Here is a 15,057-nt window from a genome sequence, read left to right on the forward strand (position 1 = left end):
GTACCCTCTGGCCATGGAGCCCGAGACGGACGCGATGGTGAGTGACGCCGCGATGCCCCCGAATCAGACGCTGATCTGGGGCGGCACGCTGATACTCCTCGCGGGTCTCGGCGGGTTGCTGTTCGCAGTCAGTCGGACCCTCACGGCGTCTCTCGTCGCCTCCTCGCTGTTCTGCGCCGCGTGCGTCCTCTTCGCGGTGGGGATGCGCAGCGGTGGCAGCGTGGTCGGACGCAGCGTCTGGGGTCGTATCGGCCTCGTGGGAACCGGTGCCGTGCCGCTTGTGTCAGAGATCCTGCTGGCGCTCAGCGTGCTGAACGGGCCGGGACAAGCAGTGCTGACGGCGACTTTCGTGCTCAGTGGGGTCGCCGGGCTGTGCGCCATCGTCGCGACCGTGGCGATTCTGCGGCAGCGCGCGGTACCGAGGCCGTGGCGATGGATCCCGCTATACGCGATCGGCATCGTGGAGACCATCAACCTTCTGGCGCAGGGATCCGTGTCCGGGACGCAGACGCTCGACATCTCGGTGCGACTGGTGATTGGTCGGATCGCGACGGCGCTCCTGTGGATCGGCTATGGCGTGATCTCCTTGATGCTCGCACGCAGGATCGCTCGTCTTGAGTCGATGCCGCGCCCGGTGATCGAGCCCGGAGAAGCGAACCTGGGGAGGCGCTCGTAAGAGTGCTGCGCGACTGCCTCGCGGAGACCTCGGGCGATGCCGCGACAGCCGGCTTGGACCGGCGTGTCGGACAGCTCAGATCGCCGCGGCATCGACGTTCACCTGAGCGCCGTCGCGGACGCCCAGGGTGGGTGGGAGACTCCCACCCTGACCGAGGGTAAACTCGTGCGCATGCAGGCGGTGCAGCTTCTCCTTAGCAGCCGCGGCGAGACCTCGATCTAGGCTTTCCTCGCCGCGGTGTCCTTCGCCCTGCTCTTCAGGGGATACGGCCGCACCACTACCCAGGAGAAGCAACGCATGAATGACGCATCCCCCCGCCCCCGCACGCTGGCAGAGAAGGTGTGGGACGACCACCTCGTGGTGAAGGGCGAGAACGGCGAGCCCGACCTCATCTACATCGACCTGCACCTCGTGCACGAGGTCACCAGCCCCCAGGCCTTCGACGGCCTGCGCGCCGAAGGACGGCCGCTGCGGCGCCTCGACCTCACGATCGCCACCGAGGACCACAACACCCCGACCCTCGCGATCGACAAGCCCATCGCCGATCTCACCAGCCGCACCCAGATCGAGACGCTGCGCCGCAACGCGGAGGAGTTCGGCGTGCGCCTGCACTCCCTGGGCGACGCCGAGCAGGGCATCGTGCACGTCGTCGGCCCGCAGCTCGGCCTGACCATGCCGGGCATCACGGTGGTCTGCGGCGACTCGCACACCTCCACGCACGGCGCGTTCGGCGCGATGGCCTTCGGCATCGGCACGAGCGAGGTCGAGCACGTCATGGCGACCCAGACGCTGCCGCTGAAGCCGTTCAAGACCATGGCGATCAACGTCGAGGGGACGCTCCGCCCCGGCGTGACCGCGAAAGACATCATCCTCGCCGTGATCGCCAAGATCGGCACCGGCGGCGGACAGGGCTACGTGCTCGAGTACCGCGGCAGCGCGATCCGCGCCCTCTCCATGGAGGGCCGCATGACGATCTGCAACATGTCGATCGAGGCCGGCGCCCGTGCCGGCATGGTCGCGCCCGACGAGACCACGTTCGCGTACGTCCAGGGCAAGCCGCACGCGCCGCAGGGGCAGGACTGGGACGACGCGGTCGCCTACTGGAAGACCCTGCCGACCGATGAGGGCGCGACGTTCGACGCCGAGGTGTTCATCGACGCCGACGCGCTGGAGCCGTTCGTGACCTGGGGCACCAACCCCGGCCAGGGCGTGTCGTTGTCGGCCTCGGTCCCGAACCCGGCCGACATCGCGGACCCGAACGAGCGCAGCGCCGCCGAGCGCGCGCTGGAGTACATGGACCTGAAGCCGGGCACGCCCCTGAAGGCGGTGAAGGTCGACGCCGTGTTCATGGGATCCTGCACCAACAGCCGGATCGAGGATCTGCGCGCCTTCGCGTCGGTCATCAAGGGCAAGACCAAGGCCGACGGCGTGCGTGTCATGGTCGTTCCGGGATCCGCCCGGGTGCGGCTGGAGGCAGAGGCCGAGGGCCTGGACAAGGTCTTCACCGACTTCGGCGCCGAGTGGCGCTTCGCGGGCTGCTCGATGTGCCTGGGCATGAACCCGGACCAGCTGGCCCCGGGGGAGCGCTGCGCGTCGACGTCGAACCGCAACTTCGAGGGACGGCAGGGCAAGGGCGGGCGCACGCACCTGGTCTCGCCGCTCGTCGCCGCGGCCACGGCCGTGCGCGGCACGCTGTCCAGTCCCGGCGACCTGATCGAGAACGGGCAGGAGGCCTGAGCATGGAGAAGTTCACGACCCACACCGGCGTCGCAGCCCCGCTGAAGCGGTCCAACGTCGACACCGACCAGATCATCCCCGCGGTGTTCCTGAAGCGGGTCACCAAGACCGGCTTCGAGGACGCGCTCTTCCACGCGTGGCGGCAGGATCCTGACTTCGTGCTCAACCAGGAGCCGTTCCGGAACGCGTCCGTGCTCGTCGCGGGTCCCGACTTCGGCACCGGATCCAGCCGCGAGCACGCGGTCTGGGCGCTGCGCGACTACGGGTTCAAGGTCGTGCTGAGCCCCCGCTTCGCCGACATCTTCCGCGGCAACTCCGGCAAGCAGGGCCTGCTCGCCGCGACCGTCGACGAGGCCGACATCAAGCGGATCTGGGCGCTGATCGACGAGGATCCCGGCCGTGAGATCACCGTCGACCTGGAGGCGCGGACCGCCGCGATCGGCCCTTCGACGGGCTCAGGGACCGTGTTTCAGACCTCCATCGGGATCGACGATTACACTAGGTGGCGGCTCCTCGAAGGGCTCGATGACATCGGGCTCACCCTGCGCAACGAAGACAAGATCGCGCAGTTCGAGGCCCGTCGCGAGTCGTGGCGGCCACGGACCCTTCCTGTTCGCTGAACCGGAGCGGCCGTGAGCCTAGGGCATCCGCCCGGCGGCTCCGGCCGCGCCCGTTCCACAAGAAGAGGCCCTGAATGACGACACCGCTGCACGAGACCACGATCGCTTCACCGCTCACCGGGGACGTTCTGGCGATCCGCGGCGGACGGCCACTCCACGGACGGGTGGATGTGAAGGGCGCCAAGAACCTCGCCACCAAGGCGATGGTCGCGACTCTCCTCGGCGAGACGGCGAGCACCCTGCGCGACGTCCCGGATCTGAGCGACGTCGCGGTCGTGCGCTCCCTGCTCGAGGTGCACGGCGTGCGCGTGTCGGAGGGCGACGAGCCCGGTGCGCTGGTGTTCGACCCGAGCGACGTGGAGTCCGCGCACTTCGAGGAGATCGACGCGCACGCGGGCTCCTCGCGCATCCCGATCCTGTTCTGCGGCCCGCTGCTGCACCGCCTCGGCCAGGCCTTCATCCCCGACCTCGGGGGCTGCCGGATCGGCGACCGTCCGATCGACTTCCACCTCGACGCGCTGCGCAAGTTCGGCGCGATCGTCGAGAAGCTGCCCAGCGGCATCCGCCTCTCCGCCCCGAACGGGCTGAAGGGCGCGAGCATCCACCTGCCGTACCCGAGCGTGGGTGCGACCGAGCAGGTGCTGCTCACGGCTGTGCGGGCACAGGGCCAGACCGAGCTGCGCAACGCGGCCATCGAGCCCGAGATCATGGACCTGATCGCGGTGCTGCAGAAGATGGGCGCGATCATCTCCTACGAGCCGAACAGGGTGATCCTGATCGAAGGCGTCGAGACGCTGCGCGGCTACGACCACCGTTCGATCTTCGACCGCAACGAGGCCGCGTCGTGGGCCTGCGCGGCGCTGGCGACGAACGGCGAGATCTTCGTCGGCGGCGCGAAGCAGCAGGAGATGCTGACCTTCCTGAACGTGTTCCGCAAGGCCGGCGGCTGGTTCGACGTCCGCGAGGACGGGATCCTGTTCCGCCGCGAGGGAGACCTCAAGCCGGTCATCGTCGAGACCGACGTGCACCCCGGGTTCATGACCGACTGGCAGCAGCCGCTCGTGGTCGCCCTGACCCAGGCGCACGGACGCTCGGTGGTGCACGAGACGGTGTATGAGAACCGGATGGGCTTCACCGATGCCCTGGTCAAGATGGGCGCCGACATCGTCGTGCACCCGCACGGCCTGCAGGACGGTCCCCGTCGCGTCGCGCGCCGCGAGCTCGAGCAGGCCGCGGTGATCACCGGCCCGACCCCGCTGCACGGGGCCGACATCGTGGTCCCCGACCTCCGCGGCGGCTACAGCCACGTGATCGCGGCGCTGACCGCGACCGGCGAGTCGCGGGTGTCCGGCGTGGACATCCTCAGCCGCGGCTACGAGAAGTTCCTCGACAAGCTCACCGCCCTGGGCGCCGACTTCGACGTGATCGGCTGACATGCGCGCGACCGCCGAGAAGACCCGCCCGAGCCTGTTCTGGTTTCTGGCGGTCTTGGTGGTGCCGTTCATCGGCGTCGTCGCGAGGATCCGGATCCGGAACGCGGACAAGCTGCCGCGCTCCGGCGCCTTCGTCCTCGCACCGAACCACTACTCGGAGTTCGACCCGCTGATCGTCGCCGCGGCCGTATGGCGGCTGGGCCGGGCCCCGCGCTTCATGGCGAAGGAGAGCCTGTTCCGGGTTCCCGTGCTCGGCTGGGCGCTGCGCGGCACCGGCATGATCCCGGTGGCGAGGGCGTCGTCCGCGGCGGCCGCGAAGCAGACCCTGGCGGAGTCCAAGACGCTCGCCGAGCACGGCCGCGGGGTCATCGTCTACCCGGAGGGGACTCTCACGAGGGACCCTGATCTGTGGCCGATGCGCGGGAAGTCCGGGGCCGTCCGCCTCGCCCTCGCCGGCGAGATCCCGCTGATCCCGATGGCGCACTGGGGCACCCAGAAGATCATGGGCCGCTACCAGAAGGGGCTCAGCCTGTGGCCCCCGCGGAAGACCGTCGAGATCCTCATCGGGGACCCGGTCGACCTCTCCGATCTGCACGGCCGCTCCGGCGAGCGCGCTGCCCTCGTCGAGGCGAACGACCGGCTGATGGCAGCGATCACCGCGCTCCTGGAGGAGCTCCGCGGCGAGAAGGCTCCGCCGGAACGCTGGAACCCGGCCGATCACGGCCAGAAGGAGACGGGCCGTCTTGACTCCTAGGAACCCGCCGCGCACCGCATCGATCCCTCTCGGTCCTCGCGTCACGGTGATCGGCGCCGGGAGCTGGGGCACCACGTTCGGCAAGATCCTCGCGGACGGCGGGGCTCAGGTCACGATGTGGGCCCGACGCCAGGAGCTGGCGCACGAGATCGACGAGGCCAAGCGCAACTCGCAGTACCTCGCCGGCATCAACCTGCCGCGGAACATGTCAGCGACGCACCGCCTCGCCGAGGCGCTGGACGGCGCCGAGCAGGTCTACCTGTCGGTGCCGAGCCAGACGCTGCGGGAGAACCTGAAGGCGCTGCGCCCGCTGCTGCAGGACTCGAGCGTGCCCGTCGTCAGCCTGATGAAGGGCGTGGAGAAGCGCACCGGGCTGCGGATGAGTCAGGTCATCGAGCAGGAGCTGCGCTGCGATCCCGACCGGATCGCGGTCGCGAGCGGGCCGAACCTCGCGCTCGAGATCGCGCGCGAGCAGCCGACCGCCGCCGTCATCGCCTCGAACAGCCAGGAGACCGCCGACGCGGTGGCCCGCACCGCGCGCAACCGCTACTTCCGCAGCTTCGTGAACACCGACGTGATCGGCACGGAGTTCGGCGGCGTGCTGAAGAACCTCATCGCGGTCGCCATCGGCATCGTCGACGGCGTCGGCTACGGCGAGAACACCAAGGCGTCGATCATCACCCGCGGGCTCGTGGAGATGACCGACTTCGCCGTCGCGAACGGCGCCCAGCCCGGGACCCTGCAGGGTCTCGCCGGTCTCGGCGACCTGATCGCGACGTGCCAGTCGCCGCTCAGCCGCAACAACACGGCCGGGCGCCTGCTCGGTCAGGGATACAGCTTCCAGGACGTGGTCAAGCAGATGCAGCAGACGGCCGAGGGACTCGCGTCCGTCGCGCCGATCCTGCAGCTGGCCCGCGCCGCCGGCGTGGAGATGCCGATCGTTCAGCAGGTGAAGATGGTGCTCGACGGCACCATGAACCCGCGCGACATCGCCCCGCATCTGACCACCGACGACGACACCCCGCAGGGGGAAGGGACGGGCAATGGACAAGCAGACGGTGGTGGTGCTCTTCGGAGGGCGCTCCAGCGAGCATTCGATCAGCTCCGCCACGGCGGGCGGGGTGCTCCGCGCGCTTGACCGCGAGCGCTACGACGTCATCCCCGTGGGGATCACCCGCTCCGGCGCGTTCGTGCTCGAGGACGACGATCCGGACAAGTTCCCGCTCGACGCGGAGCACCTTCCCGAGGTCGCCGACAACGGCACCCGCGTGCAGTGGCCGGAGCCCGGCGGGACGCGCACGCTGCGCGTGACCCGCGCGGACGGCTCCGTGCACGACCTCGGCGGCATCGACGTGGTGCTGCCGCTGCTGCACGGCCCGCACGGCGAGGACGGCACGCTGCAGGGCTACTTCGACACGCTCGAGGTGCCCTATGCCGGCGGAGGCGTGCTCGACTCCGCGCTGTGCATGGACAAGCACTTCATGAAGATCGCGCTGCAGGCCGCCGGCATCGCCGTCGCCCCGTGGATCACGGTGCGCGCGCGGCAGTGGACGGACGACGCCGCCGGCGTGCGCGCCGGCGCGGCGGAGCTCGGGCTGCCGCTGTTCGTGAAGCCGGCCCGCGCCGGATCCAGCGTCGGCGTCTCGAAGGTGTCCGATCTCGCCGACCTCGACGAGGCCCTGCGGATCGCGTTCGCGGAGGACGACAAGGTGCTCGTGGAGACCGGGGTGGCCGGCCGGGAGATCGAGGTCGCGGTCCTCGAGGGCGCGTCGGCGCCGCGCGCGTCGGTGCCCGGCGAGATCGTGCTGACGTCCCGCGGCTTCTACGACTTCGAGGGCAAGTACCTCGGCGGCGACGGGGTGGAGGTGGTGTGCCCGGCCGAGCTCGATGCCGCAGAGGTCGCGGCGATCCAGGACGCCGGGATCCGCGCGTTCGAGGCGGTCGACGGCCGCGGACTGGCGCGCGTCGACATGTTCCTGCTGCCTGACGGCGGTCTCGTCGTGAACGAGCTGAACACGATGCCGGGGTTCACGCCGATCTCGATGTTCCCGAAGTGCTGGATCGCCTCGGGACTGACCTACCGCGACCTGATCACCGAACTGATCGAGGCGGGGCTGCGCCGCTGACGGCGCGCCCACTCGGCCGCGGTTGCGCCGCTGACAGCGCGGCGCATCGAGGGCGTGCGCGGACGCACGGGGGAGAAGGACCGAGCGGCTAGGGCGTCGGGCTCGGCGTCGCGTCGGCTCCGGGCCGCGCCGTGCAGGCGTGCGTCGCCGGGATCGTCGCGATCGCCGCGGCCAGGCTCTTGTCGCCGATCACGTCGTTCGCGCTCACGCCGGTCTTGGGACTGTTGTCGATGAAGAGCTGCACGGCCGGCTTGCGCCCGTAGGTGGTGAGCGTCAGGTACGGCTGCTTCGAGTCGTCGACGAGCCAGTCGATGCCCTGCAGCGAGATGCACTGCAGGGTGCTCGTGGGCTGAGTCTCGGGCAGGCCGCAGGTGAGCAGGACGACGGCGGGATCGCCCCAGGCGGCCGTCGCCTGCGCGTCCGTCCACCGCCGGTCGTGCCCGGCGATGCTCGGCACGTTCTGCAGGCGCACGGTGACGTCCGCGCAACGGGGATCGTTCGCGTCGTCCGCCGGATCCAGATGCACGGTCGAGCTGCAGCCGGCGAGCACGCCCGCCGCGACGACGACGAGGAAGGCGGCGGCGAGACGGCGGGGCATCGCTCCAGGCTACCGTTGTGACCATGGCCGACCTCCCAGCTACCGGACCCGCCGACGCCCTCCTCGACGACCCCATGATCGGCGACGTCAGCGAGGGAAGGGTGCTCCGCACGATCCTCAGCCGCACCCCCGCGGGCGACTTCTCCGTGGTGGGGCCGGGGGACGACGCGGCCGTGATCGCCGCCCCGTCCGGATCCGTGGTGGCCACCACCGACACGCTGGTCGAGGGCCCGGACTTCCGCGCGGCATGGTCCGGCGGCTACGACCTCGGCTGGAAGTCGGCCGCCGTGAACCTCGCGGACATCGCGGCGATGGGTGCGCGTCCGACCGCGCTGCTGGTCGCCCTGGCCGTGCCCAAGGACCGGCGGCTGTCGTTCATCGCGGCCCTCGCGGACGGTTTGCGCGACGCCTGCGCGGCCCTTGCCCCCGGTTGCGCCGTGGTGGGCGGCGACCTGACCGTGTCGGCGACCCTGACGATCGCGGTGACCGCGCTGGGCGACCTGGAGGGTCGGGCGCCGGTCCTGCGCTCGGGGGCGCGGATCGGCGACGACGTCGCGATCGCGGGGGAGATGGGCGTGGCGGGGCACGGCCTCTCGGTGCTGTTCCGCCGCTTCCATCCGGACGGCGTCGCGGTGCCCGTCGTGCCGTCCGCCCTGGCGGAGGGGGAGGCCGACGCGATCGCCGCGCAGCTGAGGCCCGCGCCGCCGATCGGCCTCGGGCCGGTGGCCGCGGTGGCCGGGGCGACCGCGATGATGGACGTCTCCGACGGCCTCGCCCTCGACGCCGGGCGCATGGCGGAAGCCTCGGATGTGACGATCGCGCTCGACCGTTCCGCGCTCGGGGCGCACCCGCACCGTGCTCTCGCCGGCGGCGAGGACCACGCGCTGCTCGCGACGTTCCCGGCGGGCGCGCTGCCCCCGGGCTTCCGGCGGATCGGATCCGTGGTCCCGCCCGTCCGAGGCGCCTCCGTGCTGTGCGACGGCGAGCCCGTCGGGCCGTTCGGCTGGGACCCCTATCGTGACGGCGGTGCGGACGCCCGCTGACGGCGCGGCGGCTCCGCTGCCCTGTCCGGCTCGGCTCGGCTGCCGGCCGGCTCAGCGTCCGGCCGGCTCCGCCCACCACAGCACGGTGTCGCCGTAGGCCTTCTCGCGGATGAGGTCGAGCCCGGCCGCGGCGAGCTCCGGCGGAGTGGAGCGGCGCCCGCGCTCGATCACGACGACCGCGTCGTCCGACAGCAGCGGCCGGAGCGCCACGAGGTCGGCGGTCATGTCCGCGTCGGACAGGTCGTAGGGCGGATCCGTGAAGACGAGATCGAACGGCCCCGATGCGCGGGCGAGGAAGCCCTGCACCGTGCCCTCCTGCACGGTCGCGGCCGCGGCGCCCGCGGCGCGCAGGGCCTTCACGACCGCCGCGACATTGCGGCGGATCACCGCCGCCGCGGGTCGCCCGCGCTCGACGAGGACCGCGGCCCGCGCACCGCGGCTGAGCGCCTCCAGACCCAGGGCCCCGGATCCGGCGTACAGATCGAGGACCCGGGCGTCGGCGATCGCGTCCATCGACTCGAGGGCGGCGAACAGCGACTCCCGCACCCGATCGCTGGTGGGGCGCGTGCCCTGACCCGGCACGTCGAGGCGCGTCCCGCCCGCGCTCCCGGCGATGATTCTCGTCACCCGTTCACCCTATTCGTCACGGATCGCGGGACATGAGCGCGACGCCGGCCCGACGGCAGAGGATGATGGACACGTGCCCGAGAGCCTCTCCGACCTGACCCGCATGCCGTCTCCGCAGATCATCGAGGTCGGTGAGGGCGTGGCGCTGGCGACCTACACCTGGGGCGACCCGGACGCCCCCGTCGTCCTGATCGTGCACGGCTTCGCATCGAGCACCCGCGACAACTGGGTGCTCACCGGCTGGGTGCGCATGCTCGAGCGGGCCGGCTACCGTGTGCTCGGCATCGACCAGCGCGGTCACGGCGCGAGCGAGAAGCCGCACGACGCCGCGGGCTACGACGTGCGCACGCTCGCCACCGACGTCGAGCAGGTGCTCGACACCTACCTCGTCGACGACGCGCTCTACGTCGGGTACTCCCTGGGTGCACGGGTGGGATGGCAGGTGCTGCTCGACCTCGAGGATCGCATCCCGCGCGCCGTGCTGGGCGGGGTCCCGGACGGGATCCCGCTCGAACGGCTCGATCTGGAGCAGGTGCGCCGGTTCATCGCCGACGGCACTCCGGTCACGGATCGCGTGACCCAGAACTACATCGCGCTGACCGAGCGCGTGCCGGGCAACGACCTTCAGGCGCTCCTCGCGCTCGCGCAGGGGATGCGCGAGTCGCGCTCCATCGATCCCGATCCGGGGAAGGCGCCCGGCCAGCCGATCCTGTTCGCGACCGGATCCGAGGACGCGGTGATCCCCGGTTCGCAGCGCCTCGCCGAGGCCGCGCCGCACGGGCGGTTCTTCGAGATCCCCGGCCGGCATCACTTCAACGCGCCAGGGTCGAAGGCGTTCCGCGAAGCGGGGCTGGAGTTCCTCCGGGGCTGATCCCGCACGACGGCCCGCGCGAACCGGCGATGACCCGCAGGACCGTCGGCGCGTCGAGTCCGTCGGCGCCTTGCACAGCCGCGGTCCGCGTGTCGGCGGGTCGTCCTAGACTCGGAGCATGCCGCTCCGCCTCGAATCGCCGCTCGGCGTCGCGGTCGGCGACGGCAACGCGAAGGCGCTGCAGAAGGCGTTCGGGATGACGACCGTCACCGACCTGCTCTCGCACTACCCGCGCCGCTACGCCAACCGCGGTGAGCTGACCCCGATCCTCGACCTGCCGAAGGGCGAGACGGTGACGATCGTCGCCGAGGTGATGTCGGTGAGCGTGCGGGACATGAAGAACCGGCGCGGCGCGATGATGACGGTCGACATCGGCGACGGCATCGGCCGGATGGTGCTGACCTTCTTCGCGAAGTACCGCGGGCAGCTGGAGTGGCGGGAGAAGGAGCTGCGCGTCGGCCGGCGCGGCGTGTTCACCGGCAAGGTCGGGGACTACCGCGGCGTCACCCAGTTCGCTCATCCGCAGTACGAGATGTTCGACGACGAGCTGCAGGCGCGCACGCAGGCGGACACCCTGGTCACCACGCCGCTGCCGATCTATCCCGCCACCGCGTCGCTGACGACGTGGCAGATCGAGAAGATGATCGGCGTCGTGCTCGACGATCTCGGCCCGGTGCCGGAGCCGGTGCCGGACGACGTGCGCCGCGAGGAGCGGCTGCTGGGCGCCCGAGCCGCACTCGAGCAGGTGCACCGTCCCCGCACGAAGGACGAGATCGGCCCGGCGATCCGCACGCTGCGCATGCACGAGGCGCTCACCCTGCAGACCGCGCTCGTGCAGGAGCGGCATTTCCTGCGCATGCTCGACGCGACAGCCCGCCCCGCGAAGCCCGGGGGGCTGCTGGAGCGGTTCGACGCGTCCCTTCCCTTCACATTGACGCCCGACCAGGTCTCCGTCGGCGACATGATCGCCGCCGATCTCGTGGCCGGCGCGCCCATGAACCGGCTGGTGCAGGGAGAAGTGGGGTCCGGCAAGACGCTGGTCGCCCTCCGGGCGATGCTGCAGGTGGCGGAGTCCGGGGGCCAGTCGGCCATGATCGCGCCCACCGAGGTGCTCGCCGGGCAGCACCTGCGCTCGATCACGAAGATGCTCGGGCCCCGGCTCGCGCCGCTCGTGATGCCGACCCTGCTGACCGGGCAGATGTCGGCACCCGAACGGCGCAAGGCCGCGCTGCGCGTCGCCGCGGGCCAGGCGCTCATCGTCGTCGGCACGCACGCGCTGCTGGGGGAGAAGACGACCTTCGCCGACCTCGGTCTCGTGGTCGTCGACGAGCAGCACCGCTTCGGCGTGGAGCAGCGCGAGGCCCTGCGCGCCAAGGGCACGAGTCCGCACGCGCTCGTGCTCACCGCGACGCCGATCCCGCGCACCGTGGCGATGACGGTGTTCGGCGACCTGGACACGTCGGTGATCCGCAGCATGCCGAGCGGACGTGCGGGAATCCAGACCTTCGTCGCGCCGCTCGCCGATCACCCCGGCTGGTTCGCGCGGGTGTGGGAGCGCGCCGCCGAAGAGATCGCGCAGGGCCGGCAGGTCTTCGCGGTCTGCGCGGCGATCGACACCGAGAAGGACGCGCTGGAGCCCGATCAGGAGCTGCTCGAGGACGACGAGGGCGAGGGCGCCAAGGGTCCGCGCTGGGGCGTCGTGCAGCTGCTCGCCGCCCTAGCCACCCATCCCGTGCTGGGATCGCTGCGCATCGCGGGCCTGCACGGGCGGATGGCCGCCGACGAGAAGGACGCGATCATGCAGGCGTTCTCCCGCGGCGAGATCGACCTGCTCGTGGCGACCACGGTGATCGAGGTCGGCGTGGACGTGCCGAACGCCTCCACGATGATCGTGCTCGAGGCCGACCGGTTCGGCGTCTCGCAGCTGCACCAGCTCCGCGGCCGCATCGGCCGCGGAGGGGTGCCGGGACTCTGCCTGCTCGTGACGGAGGCGGAGCAGGGCACGCCGGCCAGGGACAGGGTGGACGCGGTCGCGGCCACGCTGGACGGGTTCGCGCTGGCCGAGGTCGACCTCGAGCTGCGCGGCGAGGGCGACGTGCTCGGCGCCCGGCAGTCCGGGGTCAAGTCGTCGCTCAAGCTGCTGCGCGTCATCAAGGACGCCGACCTGATCGGCCGGGCCAGGGAGATCGCGGAGGAGATCATCGCCGCCGATCCCGCCCTCGAGGAGCACGAGGGCCTGCGCCAGTCGATCGCGCACCGGCTCACCATCGAGGACCGGGCGGCCCTGGTCAAGAACTGACCGCACTGACGTCGACTCCGTCGGGGAGCGGTCCGTCCAGCCCGCGCATGGATCGGCGCCGATAGGCTGAGCGCATGCGATGCACTGAGCGACGTGAGGAGACGACGTGAGCGCTCGGATCGCCGTCGTCCCCGGTTCCTTCGACCCGCCGACGCTCGGCCATCTGGACGTGATCCGGCGCGCCGCATCCCTGTACGACGAGCTGCACGTGCTCGTGGTGCACAACCCGGACAAGCAGGCGATGCTGCCGGTGGCGCAGCGTCTCGCTCTGCTGGAGGAGTCGATCGCCGCCGCGCACGTCTCCGGCGACGTGATCGTGGCGTCCTGGAGCATGGGTCTGCTCGTCGACTACGCGAAGGACGTGAACGCGAGCGTGCTGGTGAAGGGCATCCGCTCGCAGGTGGACGTCGCCTACGAGTCGCCGATGGCGATCGTGAACCGCCACCTCGCCGACATCGAGACCGTGTTCCTGCTGCCGGATCCCGCGCACGCCCTGGTATCCAGCTCGCTGGTGCGCCAGGTCGCCGCGCTCGGCGGGGACGTGACCCCGTTCGTGCCGGCGCCGGTCGCGCGCTTCCTCGACACCGGTGCACGCGGCCTCTGACGCCGCCTGCGTCCACCGCCCGCAGAGCGACACTTTTTGACCCGCGCGGCAGAAATATCTGGCGCGGCGGTGAAAAAGTGCAGCGAGGAGCGGCGGATTCGCATCGGCAACGCCTGCCGTCGGGGCACGAGGGGCGCGCTTCCGTCCGGCCCTCGTCCAGGTGCGGCCGGTAGACTGGGCGGGTGAAGACCCGACGCAAAGGACCCTTCGTGCTGTCCGCGCACGACATCGTTCGCCGACCCGGGGAGATGCGCGAGCACCGGCTCACGATCCCGCTCACGGAGCAGTGGGGCGAGGGGCTCGTGGCCGTCGAGAAGGGCGAGGAGATCGATCTCGACGTCCGTCTGGAGTCGGTGCACGAGGGCATCCTCGTCACCGGAGAGGTGGATTCCACCTACCGCGGCGAGTGCGGCCGATGCCTGAATCCGATCGCCGAGCCTGTCGAAGTCGAGTTTCAGGAGCTTTTCGCCTATCCTGGTGAGGAAGCGAACGACTTCGAAGTTCAAGACGACCACGTGGATCTTGAAACTCTGGTCAGGGACGCGGTCGTACTGGCGCTCCCGTTTCAGCCGGTGTGTCAGCCGGATTGCCCTGGACTCGACCCCGAGACCGGTGAGCGGCTGACCGAAAGCGCCGGGAAAGAGCAGGACGCTCCCGTCGATCCTCGGTGGGCCGCGCTGCAGCAGATCACAGACCAAGGAAACGCAGCGGAATAGCTGCGCGCCCAGAACACAGAAGGTAAGCAACTATGGCCGGTAACCCCCCGAAGCGCAAGGTCTCCCGTTCGAACACCCGCTCGCGTCGCGCGCAGTGGAAGGCGGAGGCTCCTGCCCTCGTCAAGACCATCGAGAACGGCAAGGTCGTCTACAGCCGTCCGCACCAGGCGAAGGTCGTCACCGACTCGCAGGGCACCGAGCTGTTCCTCGAGTACAAGGGCCGCAAGGTCGCCGACGTCTGATCGATCCGTCGATCATGGCAGAAGTCCCGCACGGGACGCGCCCTCTTTCTGAGCAGCTCGGAGTCGACATCGACCCCGAGCTGCTTCAGCGTGCGCTCACGCATCGGTCGTACGCGTACGAGAACGGCGGCATCCCGCACAACGAACGCCTCGAGTTCCTCGGCGACTCGGTGCTCGGTCAGGCCGTGACGGTCATGCTCTACACGACCCTGCCGGACCTCGACGAGGGCGCCCTGGCGAAGCGACGCGCCAGCGTGGTCTCCACCGTCGCCCTCGCCGAGGTCGCCCGCACGATCGGACTCGGTCAGCACATCCTGCTCGGCCGGGGCGAGGAGCGCACGGGCGGACGCGACAAGGACTCGATCCTCGCGGACACCATGGAGGCCGTCTTCGGCGCCACCTACCTGTCGGCCGGCCCGGTCGCGGCGACCGAGCTCGTGCTGCGGCTCATCGAGCCGCTCCTGGAGAACCCGGAGCGGTACGGCGCGGCGATGGATCCGAAGACCGCGCTGCAGGAGCTCGCAGCCCGCCAGGGCCTCTCCGCGCCGCTGTACGAGGTCGTGTCCACGGGGCCCGATCACGACCGCCGTTTCACCGCGACCGTCACCGCCGGAGACCTGATCACGACGGGAACCGGCACGAGCAAGAAGACGGCCGAGATGGCCGCCGCGCTGGCCGCCTGGCAGGCGCTGAGCGCTCACGGCTGAACGC

16 protein-coding genes are annotated in these 15,057 nt (G+C 70.8%); 14 read left to right on the forward strand and 2 right to left on the reverse strand.

The features are described 5' to 3' along the window. Positions 1–13 precede the first annotated feature (13 nt). From ACTJJZ_RS05295 to ACTJJZ_RS05325, 7 genes are all read left to right on the forward strand, one after another. A complete protein-coding gene (locus ACTJJZ_RS05295; RefSeq protein WP_440720138.1) occupies positions 14–676 on the forward strand; it encodes a hypothetical protein in 663 nt (220 codons plus the stop codon). A gap of 297 nt (positions 677–973) precedes the next feature. Continuing rightward, positions 974–2,413, forward strand: a complete 1,440-nt coding sequence (gene leuC, locus ACTJJZ_RS05300) for a 3-isopropylmalate dehydratase large subunit (RefSeq protein WP_440720139.1) — start codon at positions 974–976, stop codon at positions 2,411–2,413. 2 nt (positions 2,414–2,415) lie between these two features. Then, positions 2,416–3,033, forward strand: a complete 618-nt coding sequence (gene leuD, locus ACTJJZ_RS05305) for a 3-isopropylmalate dehydratase small subunit (protein WP_440720140.1) — start codon at positions 2,416–2,418, stop codon at positions 3,031–3,033. Between the two features lie 74 nt (positions 3,034–3,107). Then, positions 3,108–4,466: a UDP-N-acetylglucosamine 1-carboxyvinyltransferase gene (gene murA / locus ACTJJZ_RS05310; protein ID WP_440720141.1), complete on the forward strand. Its 1,359-nt coding sequence runs from the start codon at positions 3,108–3,110 to the stop codon at positions 4,464–4,466. A 1-nt stretch (position 4,467) separates the two neighbouring features. Then, positions 4,468–5,220, forward strand: a complete 753-nt coding sequence (locus tag ACTJJZ_RS05315) for a lysophospholipid acyltransferase family protein (RefSeq protein WP_440720142.1) — start codon at positions 4,468–4,470, stop codon at positions 5,218–5,220. Then, entirely contained in the window at positions 5,210–6,358 is a 1,149-nt protein-coding gene (locus ACTJJZ_RS05320) for an NAD(P)H-dependent glycerol-3-phosphate dehydrogenase (protein WP_440720143.1), read from the forward strand. The genes ACTJJZ_RS05315 and ACTJJZ_RS05320 overlap by 11 nt, the downstream gene beginning before the upstream one ends. Continuing rightward, on the forward strand, positions 6,264–7,346 hold the full coding sequence (locus ACTJJZ_RS05325) for a D-alanine--D-alanine ligase family protein (protein WP_440720144.1): 1,083 nt from the start codon (positions 6,264–6,266) through the stop codon (positions 7,344–7,346). The genes ACTJJZ_RS05320 and ACTJJZ_RS05325 overlap by 95 nt, the downstream gene beginning before the upstream one ends. An 88-nt stretch (positions 7,347–7,434) precedes the next feature. Here the strand turns inward: ACTJJZ_RS05325 and ACTJJZ_RS05330 are convergent, their stop codons facing one another. Continuing rightward, positions 7,435–7,944, reverse strand: coding sequence for a DUF3515 domain-containing protein (locus ACTJJZ_RS05330; protein WP_440720145.1), 510 nt, complete (start codon positions 7,942–7,944; stop codon positions 7,435–7,437). A gap of 23 nt (positions 7,945–7,967) precedes the next feature. Here ACTJJZ_RS05330 and thiL point away from each other — a divergent pair, with 23 nt between their 5' ends. Next, entirely contained in the window at positions 7,968–8,987 is a 1,020-nt protein-coding gene (thiL, locus tag ACTJJZ_RS05335; protein ID WP_440720146.1) for a thiamine-phosphate kinase, read from the forward strand. A gap of 51 nt (positions 8,988–9,038) precedes the next feature. Here the strand turns inward: thiL and rsmD are convergent, their stop codons facing one another. Next, the gene (gene rsmD / locus ACTJJZ_RS05340; RefSeq protein ID WP_440720147.1) at positions 9,039–9,614 is read right to left on the reverse strand and encodes a 16S rRNA (guanine(966)-N(2))-methyltransferase RsmD; all 576 of its coding nucleotides are present in this window, start codon (positions 9,612–9,614) and stop codon (positions 9,039–9,041) included. 103 nt (positions 9,615–9,717) lie between these two features. On the opposite strand from rsmD, the gene ACTJJZ_RS05345 reads away from it, so the two are divergent. From ACTJJZ_RS05345 to rnc, 6 genes are all read left to right on the forward strand, one after another. Next, positions 9,718–10,485: an alpha/beta fold hydrolase gene (locus tag ACTJJZ_RS05345; RefSeq protein ID WP_440720382.1), complete on the forward strand. Its 768-nt coding sequence runs from the start codon at positions 9,718–9,720 to the stop codon at positions 10,483–10,485. Between the two features lie 118 nt (positions 10,486–10,603). Next, positions 10,604–12,784 carry an ATP-dependent DNA helicase RecG gene (locus tag ACTJJZ_RS05350; RefSeq protein ID WP_440720148.1) on the forward strand — a complete coding sequence of 727 codons (2,181 nt, stop codon included), beginning with the start codon at positions 10,604–10,606 and terminating at the stop codon, positions 12,782–12,784. A gap of 106 nt (positions 12,785–12,890) precedes the next feature. Beyond that, a complete protein-coding gene (gene coaD / locus ACTJJZ_RS05355; RefSeq protein WP_440720149.1) occupies positions 12,891–13,388 on the forward strand; it encodes a pantetheine-phosphate adenylyltransferase in 498 nt (165 codons plus the stop codon). A gap of 248 nt (positions 13,389–13,636) precedes the next feature. Beyond that, on the forward strand, positions 13,637–14,104 hold the full coding sequence (locus tag ACTJJZ_RS05360) for a YceD family protein (RefSeq protein ID WP_440720383.1): 468 nt from the start codon (positions 13,637–13,639) through the stop codon (positions 14,102–14,104). A 32-nt stretch (positions 14,105–14,136) separates the two neighbouring features. Then, on the forward strand, positions 14,137–14,346 hold the full coding sequence (gene rpmF / locus ACTJJZ_RS05365) for a 50S ribosomal protein L32 (RefSeq protein WP_013586329.1): 210 nt from the start codon (positions 14,137–14,139) through the stop codon (positions 14,344–14,346). Positions 14,347–14,360: 14 nt separating this feature from the next. Further along, the gene (rnc, locus tag ACTJJZ_RS05370) at positions 14,361–15,053 is read left to right on the forward strand and encodes a ribonuclease III (RefSeq protein WP_440720150.1); all 693 of its coding nucleotides are present in this window, start codon (positions 14,361–14,363) and stop codon (positions 15,051–15,053) included. Positions 15,054–15,057 lie beyond the last annotated feature (4 nt).

Origin of the sequence: Microbacterium sp. 22242, assembly GCF_052045495.1 — a bacterium.
Lineage (GTDB): Bacteria > Actinomycetota > Actinomycetes > Actinomycetales > Microbacteriaceae > Microbacterium.